Raw genomic sequence first — 13,740 nt, forward strand, 5'->3', positions numbered from 1 at the left:
ACTGGGGCCAGGACCTGTTCCACTGTACGACCGCCGCCGCCCGCCCGCCCGGCGTCACCGGCGCGGCCGACCGGGTCGGCCGCGCCGGTGAGACGTCGAGCGGGGTGGATGTCAGGCGTTGCGGACCAACCTCCACCGGTTGTCCGCGCTGCCGTTGTCCGAGTCCTGGACGGCCTGCGCACCCCAGGCGGTCGACCCGTTCAGGATGCCGAGCAGCTTGTTGCTGTGGACGTTGCGGATCTTGTAGGTGCCGTCGCCGTTGTCCACCAGGATCCACCGGTGGTCGGCGGTGCCGTTGTCCGCCCACTGCAGGACCCGGGCGTTGTCGGCGGTGGACATGTTCTCCACGCCCAGCACCTTGCCACTGTGGACGTTGCGGAACCGGACGGCGTTGCCGTCGGTCACCATCACCCAGTTGTGGTCCGCCGTGCCGCTGTCACCCCACTGCACGGCCAGGCCGCCGTCGGCGGTGGACATGTTCTGGATGCCGAGGACGAGCCCGGTGCCCACGTTGACCAGGCGGTGGCTGCCGCCGGTGTTGCCACCGCCGCTGGTGTTCCAGTAGACCGTGTAGTTGTAGCCGTGGGCGTCCTGGAAGGGTGCCAGGTTGACAGTGGACCCGTTGGCGCTGGCGGTGAACGCCAGCGAGCTGGTGCTGGTCCGCGTGATCGAGGAGACGGTGAGCGACGGCAGGGCGCTCAACGTGGTGTTGCCGTAGTTGCCGGCCAGCACCGTCGGCCCGTACGTCACCGCGGCCACCGAGCTGTTGTCGTTGGCGGCCCGCATGACCACCTGCATCGGCAGTCGCACGGTGACGGTGTCCCCGGCGGCCCAGGTACGGGTGACCGTCGCGTAGCTGCCCGGCGTGGTGGGCACGTTCTGCGCCGTGCCGTTCACGGCGATCGTCGCGCCGGTCGTCCAGGCCGGGATCCGCACCCGGATGCTCCACGAGCCGCTCATCGTCCCGGACAGGGTCAGGGTGGTGGTGTCACCGACCGGGTAGGTGGTGCTCTGGGTGACCGTGATGCCCCGCTGCGACCAGGTCAGGACCGACGGCGTGAACAGGTTAACGGTCAGGGTCGTCCCGTTGTAGAAGTAGATGGACTCCATCAACCTGGTGTTGATCTCCAGGCCGGTGCCCTGGCAGCACCAGAACGAGTTGTAGTCGGTGCTCCAGGTGCCGCCGCCCCACGCCGGTCCCACGCCCCGCCGACCGCCCGGCCGCAACGGGGTGAAGTAGGTGATGTGGCCGTGGCTGTCGGCCGGGTTCTGCCCACCGATCAGGTGGTTGATCAGGGCCCGCTCGTAGAAGTCGAAGTAGTCGGTCCGGTTCGGGTCGAGCAGCCACAGCTCCCGGGTCAGCTTCAGCATGTTGTACGTGTTGCACTGCTCGCACGTGTCGTTGCTGAGGTAGCCGGCGATCGCGTTGGGCGCCCGGAAGTGCTCGGCCTGGCTGTTGCCGCCGATCACGTAGGTGTGCGCGTTGACCGTCATGTTCCACGCGTTGCCGGCGATGTCCCGGTAGCGGGTGGTGCCGGTGGCCTTGAACTCCCGGGCCGCGCCGATCCACTTGGGCACCTGCGTGTTGGCGTGCAGTCCGGACAGCTGGTCCTGGTTGTTGGCCAGCGGGTTGAAGACGGCGGCGTGGTCGAACCGCTGCGCGGTGGTGAGCCACCGGGAGTCGCCGGTCTGCTGGTAGATGTCGGTGAGGACGTCGTTCATCCCACCGAACTCGGTGCCCAGCATCGACTGCATCTGGCTGGAGCTCAGCCGGCTCGTCCGGGCGTCGACCCAGCCGGCGAGCGCCAGCAGCACCGTACGGGCCTGTGTGTTGCCGGTGTACCGCCAGACGTCGAGCAGCCCGGCGAGGGTCTTGTGGATGCAGTAGTAGGGCACGTTGCCGTTGGACAACGTGCGGGCTTCGAGCGCGGTGAAGTCGGACTCCGGGAAACCGGACAGGTATCCGGCGCCGAAGCCGGCGGCGGAGTTGTTGGCCTGGCACTTGGCCAGCTCGGCCACCATGTAGTTCGCCTTGTCCCGGCAGGTGGTGTCGCCGAGCACCGCGTACGCGTACGACCACGCGGTCAGGAAGTGCCCCTGCATGTGGGTCCGGAACGGGAAGTTCGGCGCGTCCCAACCGCCGTTGGTGGCGGCACCGTTGGTGGAGAGCCGGTGGTTGGCGCGGAAGTTGTAGAGCATCCGGTCGACGTCGACGAATCGCAGGTAGTTGAGCGTCCGCGTCTGGTTGTCCATCCAGCGGCTGGAGGTGAGCCGTACCTGGCCGAGGTCGAACGGGTACGCCGAGACGCCGAGGTCGGGTCGGACCGGTGGCACGATGGCCGCGGACGCGCTGCGGGGGGTGACGGCGGCACCGGCTGCGGAGAGCGCCACGGTGGCTCCGGCGGCCTGCAGCAGGCGGCGGCGGCTGAGCGGCGGGGGTGGCATGGAACCTCCAAGGGTGTGCTGCGTGGTGGTGATCCGGAAGGTGGCGTCCTGCCGGTCGGCGGCACTCGAACCGCCACTGAGCGTGTCGACGCGCAGGAGGCGCTCGCGTGTCGCAGGGTGCTGCCGTCGGGGGCGTCCGGTGCCCGTCCCGGTACGTCATCGCGGCACATGAATGTGATCGCTAACATAGTTGGTCGTTAACATGCCCGCAACCCCCGGATCGTCGGGCGGGCCACTCGGAGCGGTCCGTCGGGTCGCGGGCGCGCCGTCCACGGTGGCCGGGCGGGGTCGCGGGCGGGCCGGGAGTCGACGCCGCCGCCGAGGTTGGCCGGTGCGTCGTGACCCACCGTCACGGAAGCCGTTGACGCTCGCCTCGCCGCTCAGTACGGTGCATCGTAGATCGTGGATGTCAACGTCGATACATCGATGTGGCGATGCCGTTACGACGTTCATTCGGACCACCCAAAAATCGAGGTCAGGCGAGGGGAGGGATAGTCGGCCAAGATCTGTTAGCGCTAACACGGCTGCCGGCCGTGCGGCTCGGTGTGCGCGCGGTGACCCCGCTCGACCGGCAGCCCGACAGGGTGGCTCGTCGATCCAGACCCGTGCACCGCGCACTCTCTGTGGGAGCAACAGTGAAGGTGAGCGAGAGAACCACGACCCGGGTCAGGCGCGCCGTCGCCTGGCTGACCGGCCTCGTCTGCGTCCTGGCAGTGCTGCCGGCCGGTGCCGCCCGCGCGGACAATCCGATCGTCCAACACATCTACACCGCCGATCCGGCGCCGTTGGTGCACAACGGCCGGGTGTATCTCTACACCGGTCACGACGAGGACGGTTCGACGTACTTCACCATGAGGGAATGGCGGGTGTGGTCGTCGGCCGACATGGTGAACTGGACCGACCACGGCTCGCCGTTGAACCTGGCCACGTTCTCCTGGGCGGACGCCAACGCCTGGGCGGGCCAGGTCATCGCCCGCAACGGCAAGTTCTACTGGTACGTGCCGGTGCGCCAGCGCTCGAACGGGCAGATGGTCATCGGGGTCGCGGTGGGCGACAGCCCGACCGGCCCGTTCCGCGACGCCATCGGCCGGCCCCTGGTCGGCAACAACGAGATCGACCCGTCCGTCTTCATCGACGACGACGGGCAGGCGTACCTGTACTGGGGTAATCCCGGGTTGTGGTACGTGCGGTTGAACGCCGACATGATCTCGTACTCGGGTGGCGCGACCCGGATCCCGCTCACCACGGCGGGCTTCGGCACCCGCAACGGCAACGCCAGCCGACCGACCCTCTACGAGGAGGGCCCGTGGGTGTTCAAGCGCAACGGGTTGTACTACAACGTGTTCGCGGCGGAGTGCTGCTCGGAGTTCATCGCGTACTCGACCGCGACCGGTCCGACCGGGCCGTGGACCTACCGGGGGACGATCATGCCGCGGCAGGGCGCGAGTTTCACCAACCACGCCGGTGTGATCGATTTCCAGGGCGGGTCGTACTTCTTCTATCACAACGGCGCGTTGCCGGGCGGTAGTGGTTACACCCGCTCGGTGGCCGTGGAGAAGTTCACCTACAACTCCAACGGCACCATCCCGACGATCAACATGACCACCACCGGCGCACCGCAGGTGGGAACGCTGAATCCGTACGTGCGGCAGGAGGCGGAGACGATCGCCTGGGGCTCGGGCATCGAGACCGAGGTGTCCGGCGAGGGCGGGATGAACGTCGGCTGGATCGAGAACGGCGACTACATCAAGGTCAAGGGTGTCGCGTTCGGCGCGGGCGCCACCTCGTTCACCGCCCGGGTCGCCTCGGCGACCAGCGGCGGCCGGATCGAGGTACGCCTCGACAGCGCCACCGGCCCGACGGTGGGCACCTGCACCGTCGGTGGCACCGGCGGCTGGCAGACCTGGACCAGCACCACCTGCGCGATCAGCGGCGCGACCGGCACCCGTGACCTGTACCTGCGCTTCGCCGGCGGCAGCGGCAACCTGTTCAACATCAACTGGTGGCAGTTCAACGGCGGCACCGGTGGCGGCGGGAACGTCCTCACCAACGGCGACGTGGAGAACGGCACGACCGGCTGGGGTGTGAACGGCAGCGGGACGATCTCCCGGAACACGTCGGTCGTCCGGGGTGGCACCGGTTCCCTGTCGATCACCGGGCGCACCTCGGCGTGGAACGGCCCCAGCCAGGACGTGACAGCGAAGATGACCAACGGCAAGAGCTACACCACGAACGTCTGGGTACGCGCGCAGAGCGGCACGCCGTCCGCGAAGGCGACGCTGGCGCTGACCGCGAACGGCACGACCAGCTACCTCCAGCTCACCCCGGCGACCGCTGTCAACGTGAACGGCTGGACGCTGCTCACCGGCACGGCGGCTCCGTCGTGGAGCGGCACGCTCACCAACGCCACCTTCTACGTCGAGACGGCGGCGGGCACCGACGGTCTGCTCGTCGACGACGCCTCGTTCCAGTGACGTGCGGTGCCGGAGTCGTGGTCGCACGGCTCCGGCACCAACCCGTGACAGCGGCGGCAGTGCGCGATCCCGATGCGCCTCGTCACGACTTGACGAACCGCATGTTATCGCTCACAGTCGATGGTTGAGGGCGGCCACCCACGTGGCTCACCGGGCGAGTCGGCCGGCCGCACCTCGGAACGTGACGTCCGCCCAGGGCATGCCGGACGTCGCGTCAGGACTCCCAGCAGTGGCGCCGTGACGGCTACCGGGTTCGCTGTCATGTCTCGCCGGACCTGGGACACCACCGCCGTCGTACGCCGTCATCGGTCGTCGGGCATCGCCGATGCGGCTCTCCGACGTCGTGGGCGCGGCTTCGGGCGCTGCGCCCCCACCGCCGAACCACCACAGACAAGGAATCCGCATGAATCACAGAAGAGTCCTGCGAGCGGCGGTGACCGTCGCGGTCGCCGGCGCTCTCGCCAGCGGCATGACGATGGCGATGACCACCGGGGCCAGTGCCGGCACGACCCTCGGGGCGTCGGCGGCCGAGAAGGGTCGCTACTTCGGGGCGGCGGTCGCCGTCAACAAGTTGTCCAACAGTACGTACACGACGATTTTGAACCGTGAGTTCAACAGTGTCGTGGCCGAGAACGAGATGAAGTGGGCCTCCAACGAGCCGCAGCAGGGGGTGTTCAACCACTCCAGTGGTGATCGTCTGGTCAGTCATGCGCAGGCCAACGGGATGAGCGTGCGGGGTCACACGTTGTTGTGGCACGCGCAGCAGCCGGGGTGGGCGCAGGGTATGTCGGGCAGCGCGTTGCGCAGCGCGATGATCAACCACGTCACCCAGGTGGCGACGCACTACCGGGGGAAGATCCACTCGTGGGATGTGGTGAACGAGGCGTTCGCCGATGGTGGTTCGGGTGGGCGTCGTGACTCGAATCTGCAGCGTACGGGTAATGACTGGATCGAGGCGGCGTTCCGGGCGGCGGACGCGGCGGATCCGGGTGCGAAGTTGTGTTACAACGACTACAACACCGACGGGATCAACGCGAAGTCGACCGGGATCTACAACATGGTGCGGGACTTCAAGTCCCGTGGTGTGCCGATCGACTGTGTGGGGTTCCAGTCGCACCTGGGCACCTCGTTGGCGTCCGACTACCAGGCCAACCTGCAGCGGTTCGCCGATCTCGGTGTGGACGTGCAGATCACCGAGCTGGACGTGATGACCGGTGGCAACCAGGCCAACATCTTCGGCGCGGTCACCCGCGCCTGCATGAACGTGTCCCGCTGCACGGGCATCACGGTGTGGGGTGTGCGCGACTGTGACTCGTGGCGTGGCTCGGACAACGCGCTGCTGTTCGACTGCAACGGCAACAAGAAGGCCGCGTACACGAACGTGCTGAACGCGCTCAACGCCGGCCCGGGGATCCCGACCACCCCGCCGACGACCACGCCTCCGCCCACCGACCCACCGCCCACCACCCCGCCGCCGACCACCGGCGGGTGTTCGGCGTCGGTGTCGTTGAACTCGTGGAACGGCGGGTTCGTGGCCAGCGTGAAGGTGACCGCCGGGTCGGCCGGCACGAACGGGTGGAACGTCAGCGTCACCCTTCCGAGCGGCGCCGGCGTCACCAACACCTGGAGCGCGACGGCCAGCGGCTCCAGCGGCACGGTGCGGTTCGCCAGCGTGGACTACAACAGCCGACTCACCGCGGGCCAGGTCGCCGAGTTCGGCTTCCAGGGCACCGGCAGCGGGGCCGGCATGACGCCCACCTGCACCGCCTCCTGACAGACGCCGGCCGGTGCGGAGGACCACCAGTGGTCCTCCGCACCGGCCGGTTCGGTCAGGAGTACGGGAGCCGCAGCACCGACTGGTTGCCGAGGCCCAGGGTGCTGGGGTTGTTGCCGATCGCCGACCAGACCTCCACCCGGACCCTGCCGTTGCTCAGCGCGCCCAGCGTGCCGGTGGCCGACGCCAGGCCCGCGTTCTGCGTGTAGTGCTCGTAGCCCGCGACGGGGTCGGTGGCGAAGTAGCGCCACGTCTCCACCCGGTCCCAACTGCCGTTGCCGGTGAGGTCGTAGGAGACCCGCACCTGCACGCCGTTGCCGACCGCCGTCCCCGCGTCCACGAACAGGTCGAACGCGGTCTGCCCGCCGGAGTAGGCGAGGTTGAGGCCGGTCGCCGTGAAGACCTGCGCGTTGGTGGGCGTACCGTCGTGGTTGCCGTTGGCCGCCGCGACGGTCGTCGTGGCCGCGCTACCGGCGGCGCCCAACCCGCCTCCGGGCAGCAGGTACCGCGTCGGACCGCCGGTGGACGGCGGTGGGGTGGTCGTCGGCGGCGGGGTCGTCGTCGGTGGGGGATCCGTCGGCGTCGTCGGGGGTACGCCGCCGGCCGCGTTGCCGCCACTCCAGGTGTACGCCCCGGTGGTGGCCGTCTTGCCGGCGCCCACACTCAGTGTGGTGCCGTTGGAGAACGTCACGGTGATCGGGGTGGCGGTCGGGTTCGACGCCACGTAGGTACGGGCGCCGTTGCGGGAGAAGACCGCCGACAACGGGTGGTTGCCGGTCACCGTCGTGTCGACGGTGCCCAACGCCGCGAGGTTGCGGATCCAGTGGAAGGTGTGGGCGCGGCTCTCGCCCTCCTCCGGGGTGTAGCCGGGGTTCGCCCGCAGGTTCGCCAGGGCGGCGTCGGGGTCACCGAGCGCCTGGAACTGCCACAGGATGTCCTGCCACACGGTCGGCTGCCCGCCGTTGTTGCGGACCAGTTCGGCGTAGTTGGTCCGCACGTACGCCGGGTTGTTGCCCAGGTACAGGTGTCCGCCGGTGACCGGCAGCAGGTTGATGCCCTGGATCATCTCCGGTTCGGCGCTGAACCAGGTGGCGTACGCGCCGCCGCTGCCCCAGACCATGCCGACGGTGGAGTGGCCGAAGGCGGCGGGGAAGTTCTGGTCGCTGACGTCGAACCAGTACTCCTGGATGGCCGCCGCCTGGGTGGTGTAGAGGAAGACGCCGGCGTCGCGGACGGCGGTGTCACCGGTCGTCTGCCCCCACTGGATCAGGGCGTTGGCGAAGTTCATCCCCTCGGACGAGGACTCCTGGTTGTTGCCCGAGCCGAACGAGCCGTGCCCGGACGCCCAGTCGTGGCCCGCGTAGATGTCGAAGTCCCGCAGGTACGGGAAGCGGGTGTCGTCGCGGCGGTAGTTGTTGGCGTCGCGGATCAGCAGGTCGACCATGCCGCCGTAGCGGCTGGTGGCGGCCCACGCCGGGTCGAACTTGGCGAGCGTCGCCGCGGCGGCGATGAAGTAGCCGTAGTGGAAGTGGTGGTCGTTGAGTTCCTGGTCGGAGCCGTACGACGCGGGGTAGCCGATCAGGGTGCCCCAGTTGTTGTCGTAGTAGAAGACCCGGCTGGTCTTGCCGCTGGACGCGGTGAACCAGTCGGTGAGGGTGCTGCGGATCGCGTTCAACGCGCTGTCGCGCGTGGCGGTGTCGTTGACCTGGTCGGCGATCTCGGCGATCCGGGCGGCTCGACCGAGCCCCTTGCCGGTCCAGTAGGTGTCGTTGCCGCGCTGGTCCATCGGATTGCCGCGGACGGCGGCCAGTTGGCTGGTGAGCGTCGCCAGGTCGCTTCCGCTGCCGTCGCCGACGGCCGGCAGTTCGGGCAGGACGCCCTGGAACTTCATCGCGGTGCGGAACTGGTTGACGCCGGTCAGCACCTTCATCCGGCCGCGCGCCGACGGGTAGGTCGGGGTGATCGCGGTGGACCCGCTGAGCGACTTCCACTGGTGCGGGTAGAGGCTGACCACGGTCTGCGTGGCGGTGCCCTCCCGGGCGGTGGTGGTGAACGCGTACGTGGTGGTCAGGCCACTGGTCGCCGGGTTGTACGCGTACGACACCTGGGTGCCGGTGACGTGGGCGTGCGCGTACTGGCCGTAGGTGGCGGCCAGGCCGGCGCGCTCGGTGGTGCTCGACGTCGGTGGCAGGAGGGCGACCGAGAAGTAGCCTCGGCCGGCCAGGGTGGAGGTGATCCGGCCGGACGCGACGGTCCAGGTCGCGCCGCTCGGGGCGTACGCGACGTAGTCGTGGCCGTTGACCCGGAAGCCGATGGTGGCGCCGCTGTTCGACCAGACGTCCGGGGTGCCGGCGGTGCTGATCGACGCGTTGCCGCCGGTGGCCTGGAAGTACGCGAAGGGCAGGCCGTGGCCGATGGTGGCGCGCAGGGTGCGGGCGCCGTCGCTCCAGTGCGGGCTGACCGTCCAGTCCGTCCAGCCGTCCACCTTGACCTGGGGTGCGGCGAGCCCGGCGACGCCGACCCGGATGTCCTGCACGTACGGGTAGTGGAACTCCCCGACACCGGTCGCGGTGCCGCTGATGGCGGGAGTGGAGTTCGCGGAGAAGCCCAACCCGTCGGTGAAGGTGTCGTACGAGATCGGGTGGGCGTGCAGGGGTTCGCTGAACGAGCAGTCGGTGCGCTTCCACAGCAGCGACGACCACCAGTCGTTGGTGGGTATCGGGCCGGCGGGCGCGTTGGCGGTGGCGAACTGGCGGGGGTTGCTGGACATCGCGCCGCACCCGCTGGGGAGCGGGCCGACCGGGGTGGTGGTGTAGCTGCCGGCGCCGACGGGGGCGGCCTCGGCCGCGCGGGTGACCGGGATCGCGAGGCCGCCGACGACCAGAGCGAGGGCGGTGACGGCGGCCAGGGCCCATCGGCGGTGGGGGACGGGAGGTTTCATGGTGCCTCCATCGCGCGCCGGGTGTGGCCGTTTCCGGCTCCGACGCGATGCGTCTGAATTGGGGGGAAGGTCAGGCGAGAGAGCGCTCTCACGGCCACGGTAGTGGAGCACCGAGATTCTCGTCAATGTGTCAGCCCTGTTGCGTACGGATATCGCTATGTGCCGACGCCCTCGACGTCACTCAGTAACGCCTCCGGCACGCGCATCCGCCACGCGTCGGTCACCAGCTCGACCAGACGCTCCAGGTCGATCGTCGCCAGGCGCAGCAGCACCAGGGGCAGCCCGTCATACGCGGGCGTGGTGAAGAAGACGTCCGGCTCGCCGAGCAGGAGCGCCTGCTTCTCCGCCTCGTCCCCGACGTACAGCACCGCGATGTCCAGCCGGATCACCCGCGGCCTGCCCGGCGTCCGCTCCGGATAGGACCAGACGAAGCCCTTGTCGGCCACCCGGAAGTCGAACCCGTCGCTGGGGATCTCCACCGTGTGCGGCAGGGCCAGCGCCACCCGGCGTACGTCCTCCGCGTCAACCACCGAGCCCCCTCGCGCCGCCCACCGACCGCATGCGCCGAGACTACGCGTCGGACAGCTCGACGTGGGTCGCGCCGACGACGGCCCGGTGGTCGACCTCCTGCACGTAGGCGACGAGGGCGGCACTGCGCGGATCGAGGTGCACCGGTGCGACCAGTTCCACCCGTCCCCGCCCGGCGTTCAGGCTCTCCGACGCGAAGGCGCGGACGACGTTGTCCTGCCGCAGCGTCCGCCCGGCGTTCTCACCCCGGGCGATCTCGCTGTCCAGGCCGCGTTCCACGATCGCCACGTTGACCACCGCGTCGGCGGGCGGCCGATCGGCCTGGTAGTCGAGCACCACCCGCGGCCCGTCCAGCTCGGCGACGGACACCGTGAGGTGGGTGGCGGCCGGTGAGGCCAGCGCGGACGCGATCGCGCCGGACGCCTGTCGACGATCGGATCCGACGAACTCGACGGTGCCGTTGACGACCATCTGCGGGGTGTACAGACCCCGGGTGCCCAGGGCGCGGGCGTACGCCTCCTGCCGCGCGGTGTACGCCGCGTCGGCGAACTGGTCGGGCCAGCCCAGGTCGTCCCAGTAGTCGACGTGGAAACCGAGGCCGAAGACGGCCTGGCCACGTTCCCGGGCGTCGCGTTCGATCTCGGTCAGCAACTCCTCCGCCGGTGGGCAGCTGTTGCACCCCTGCGAGGTGAACATCTCCACGACGGCGAAGCCGCCGTCCGTCGATGGGGTCGTCATGGTGCCGGGTCTCCTCCCACGTGCGGCCGGGGCGTTGCGTTTCCCGTTCCGGCCGCGACAATGCGCGCGAGGTCACCTCCCTGCCGGGCTCGGGGCGGACGCGGTCCGTCGGGTGGTTGGATGGTCGGGTGCAGCTCACCGTGACAGACGCGCCGGAGCGGGAGCGCTTCGAGGCGCGCGACGAGACGGGCGCGGTCGCCGGGTTCGTCACCTATCAGCTGACCGGCTCGATCATCGCCTACACCCACACCGAGGTCGATCCGGCGTTCGAGGGCGCCGGTGTCGGGTCGACGCTGGCGCGTGCGGTCATGGACGACGCGCGCGCCAGGCGGCGGACCGTCGTGCCGATCTGCCCGTTCCTCGCCGACTGGCTGGTCAAGCACCAGGAGTACGAGGGCATCGTGGTCCGGTCGACCCGCAAGATCAAGTAAAGCCCGGCGGTCAGGCGTCGGCGCGGGCGGCGAGGGCGTCGACCAGGCGGCGGGCGGAGCCCGCCAGGTTCCACCGCCCCGCGAGGTCGAGCAGCCGGTCCGGGTCGACCGGGGCGGGCGGCAGCGCGGTGGGCAGCTCCGGCAGTGGCACGTCCAGCGCGACCCGGACCACCGTCGGCGCGACGCCCAGGTAGTCGCGTGCCGAGGCGAGCTTGGTGCGCAGACCCGGCGCGAAGGACGAGTCGGAGTCGTCGAGAGCGGCCAGGATGCCGGCGATGCTGCCGTAGCGCTCGATGAGCCGCGCGGCGGTCTTCTCCCCGACGCCCGGCACCCCGGGAAGCCCGTCGCTGGGGTCGCCCCGCAGCGCGGCGAAGTCGGCGTACCGGTCGGCCGGCACACCGTAGCGGGCCCGCACCGCGGCGTCGTCGCAGTCGTCGAGCTTGGCGACACCACGCCCGACGTAGAGCAGCCGGACCGGCCGGGCGTCGTCGACGAGCTGGAAAAGATCCCGGTCGCCGGAGACCACCTCGACGGGGCCGGGCTGGGTCACCGAGAGCGTGCCGAGCACGTCGTCCGCCTCGTAGCCGGTCGCGCCGACGGCGGTGATGCCGACGGCCTCCAGCACCTCGAGGATCATCGGCACCTGCGGAGACAGCGTGTCCGGAACGACCTCGCCGCCCTGCGGCGCCACCCGGTGCGCCTTGTACGACGGCAGCAGATCCACCCGCCAGGCCGGGCGCCAGTCGTAGTCCAGTGCGCAGACCATCCGGTCCGCGCCGCGCCCACGGATCAGGGTGGCGAGCATGTCGAGGAAGCCTCGCACCGCGTTGACCGGGGTGCCGTCCTCGGCGCGGGCGGCGGACTCCGGGATGCCGAAGTAGGCCCGGAAGTAGAGGCTGGGTGCGTCGATCAGCAGGATCGGGGGTCGTTGTGCCACGCCGGACAGCCTGGCACAGCCCTCCGACGATCCGGGGCACCCCCGGCCGTCCGGCGCGGTCAGCCCCGGTCGTCGTGCCGGTAGACGGTCTCCCTTCGCGCCAGGTGCTGCACCACGTAACTGGTCACCAGCAGTAGGACCGCGACCAGCACCTCGATCCAGGCGGCGACACCGTCGGCGACGGTGAGGCCGAGGATCAGCAGGACCAGCCCGACGAGCGCCAGGACTCCGGCCCAGAGTTGGCGGCGGCGACGTGTCGTCGCCCGGTTCGTGTCGTTCGCTGCCACGGTGGTCCTCCCGGTCGGGGTCGCCCGCACGGGCGTCCCCGGATCCAGGCTATGGCCCCGGATGCCGTCCGGCCCGGCAAAAGGCCGTCGGTGTGGTCACCGGGGCGACCGAGCCGACCGCCGACCCGACCATGCTGGTCGTGCCGGCGGTCCACCAGCGCCAGAACACACCGACCCGATCTCCGACGCGCATGTCGTCCGCCCCCGTTTCGCCGTGCAGTGCGTTCCAAACTGGAACGGACTATAGTCGGAGCGGGAGCAACGGAGGTAGTGGGTGCGGCGAGAAGATCTTGCCGACGCGGACTGCGGCATCGCGCAGGCGCTCGGCGTGCTGGGGGACTGGTGGACGTTCCTCATCGTGCGCGACGTCGCCGGTGGGACGACCCGCTTCGACGCCCTACAACGCGAGCTGGGCGTCAGCCGGCGGGCGTTGACCGAGCGCCTCGGCTCCCTGGTCGAGCACGGGGTCCTGGAGCGTCGGCCGTACTCACGACACCCACCGCGCTACGACTACCTGCTCACCGCGAGGGGCGAGGGGTTGCTGCCGGTCCTCATCGCCCTCCAGGACTGGGGGACGAGGCATCTGATGGGTGACGGTGAGGTGACCGCCTCGGCCGACGCCGGGTCCGCCGAGGCGCGCCGGGCGCACGAGATGGTCGGGCGGCGGTTGCCCGACGTCGTCCTGCCGGATCCTCAGGGTCGACCGGTCGCGGTGGCCGCGACGGGCACGTGGAGCGTCCTCTACTTCTTCCCCGGGGCGTACGCGCCGGTCCGCCCGGACTATCCGCCCGGCTGGGCGGAGATCCCCGGCGCGCGGGGCTGCACCCTGGAGTCGACCACGTACGCCAAGCGGCACCCGGAGTTCCAGGCGGCCGACGCGGGGGTGTACGGCATCAGCACCCAGCGGCCCGACCAGCTCGCCGACTTCGCCGCGTACGCCGAACTGCCGTTCCCGCTGTTGTCCGACCAGGACGGCCGGCTGGCCGCCGGGTTGCGGTTGCCGGTCTTCCGCGCGGGCGGGATGACCCGGTTCAAGCGGTTGACGCTGCTGGTCGACCCGACGGCGGTGGTGCGGGCCGTGCAGTTCCCGGTCGCCGACCCGGCGGGCTCGGTGGACGAGATGCTCACCGTGGTCCGGGCACACGCAAAGGTCCCCGGCTGACGCTGGGCGTCGACCGGGGACCG

The 13,740-nt window shown here is 70.2% G+C and carries 10 protein-coding genes; 4 read left to right on the forward strand and 6 right to left on the reverse strand.

What is annotated here, in order from left to right; translation table 11 throughout:
- Positions 1 to 111: 111 nt before the first annotated feature.
- Complete coding sequence (locus tag O7616_RS20405; protein ID WP_282303461.1) at positions 112 to 2,445, reverse strand: beta-L-arabinofuranosidase domain-containing protein; 2,334 nt, start codon at positions 2,443 to 2,445, stop codon at positions 112 to 114.
- 716 nt (positions 2,446 to 3,161) lie between these two features.
- Here O7616_RS20405 and O7616_RS20410 point away from each other — a divergent pair.
- Both O7616_RS20410 and O7616_RS20415 read left to right on the forward strand, forming a co-directional pair.
- Entirely contained in the window at positions 3,162 to 4,919 is a 1,758-nt protein-coding gene (locus O7616_RS20410; RefSeq protein ID WP_282307680.1) for a family 43 glycosylhydrolase, read from the forward strand.
- A gap of 469 nt (positions 4,920 to 5,388) precedes the next feature.
- The gene (locus O7616_RS20415; protein ID WP_282307681.1) at positions 5,389 to 6,693 is read left to right on the forward strand and encodes an endo-1,4-beta-xylanase; all 1,305 of its coding nucleotides are present in this window, start codon (positions 5,389 to 5,391) and stop codon (positions 6,691 to 6,693) included.
- 55 nt (positions 6,694 to 6,748) lie between these two features.
- On the opposite strand, the gene O7616_RS20420 is transcribed toward O7616_RS20415, so the two are convergent.
- The 3 genes from O7616_RS20420 to O7616_RS20430 form a co-directional block, all read right to left on the reverse strand.
- Positions 6,749 to 9,634, reverse strand: a complete 2,886-nt coding sequence (locus tag O7616_RS20420; protein ID WP_282303462.1) for a glycosyl hydrolase — start codon at positions 9,632 to 9,634, stop codon at positions 6,749 to 6,751.
- A gap of 155 nt (positions 9,635 to 9,789) precedes the next feature.
- On the reverse strand, positions 9,790 to 10,164 hold the full coding sequence (locus O7616_RS20425; protein WP_282303463.1) for a hypothetical protein: 375 nt from the start codon (positions 10,162 to 10,164) through the stop codon (positions 9,790 to 9,792).
- A 40-nt stretch (positions 10,165 to 10,204) separates the two neighbouring features.
- Complete coding sequence (locus tag O7616_RS20430; RefSeq protein ID WP_282303464.1) at positions 10,205 to 10,900, reverse strand: DUF1223 domain-containing protein; 696 nt, start codon at positions 10,898 to 10,900, stop codon at positions 10,205 to 10,207.
- 128 nt (positions 10,901 to 11,028) lie between these two features.
- Here O7616_RS20430 and O7616_RS20435 point away from each other — a divergent pair, with 128 nt between their 5' ends.
- Positions 11,029 to 11,331, forward strand: a complete 303-nt coding sequence (locus O7616_RS20435; protein WP_282303465.1) for a GNAT family N-acetyltransferase — start codon at positions 11,029 to 11,031, stop codon at positions 11,329 to 11,331.
- A 10-nt stretch (positions 11,332 to 11,341) separates the two neighbouring features.
- On the opposite strand, the gene O7616_RS20440 is transcribed toward O7616_RS20435, so the two are convergent.
- The gene (locus tag O7616_RS20440; RefSeq protein ID WP_282259576.1) at positions 11,342 to 12,268 is read right to left on the reverse strand and encodes a 5'-3' exonuclease; all 927 of its coding nucleotides are present in this window, start codon (positions 12,266 to 12,268) and stop codon (positions 11,342 to 11,344) included.
- A 59-nt stretch (positions 12,269 to 12,327) separates the two neighbouring features.
- Entirely contained in the window at positions 12,328 to 12,555 is a 228-nt protein-coding gene (locus O7616_RS20445) for a hypothetical protein (protein ID WP_282259575.1), read from the reverse strand.
- 274 nt (positions 12,556 to 12,829) lie between these two features.
- Here O7616_RS20445 and O7616_RS20450 point away from each other — a divergent pair, with 274 nt between their 5' ends.
- Entirely contained in the window at positions 12,830 to 13,717 is an 888-nt protein-coding gene (locus tag O7616_RS20450) for a winged helix-turn-helix transcriptional regulator (RefSeq protein ID WP_282303466.1), read from the forward strand.
- Positions 13,718 to 13,740: the final 23 nt, after the last annotated feature.

The organism is Micromonospora sp. WMMD964, assembly GCF_029581455.1.
Classification (GTDB): domain Bacteria; phylum Actinomycetota; class Actinomycetes; order Mycobacteriales; family Micromonosporaceae; genus Micromonospora.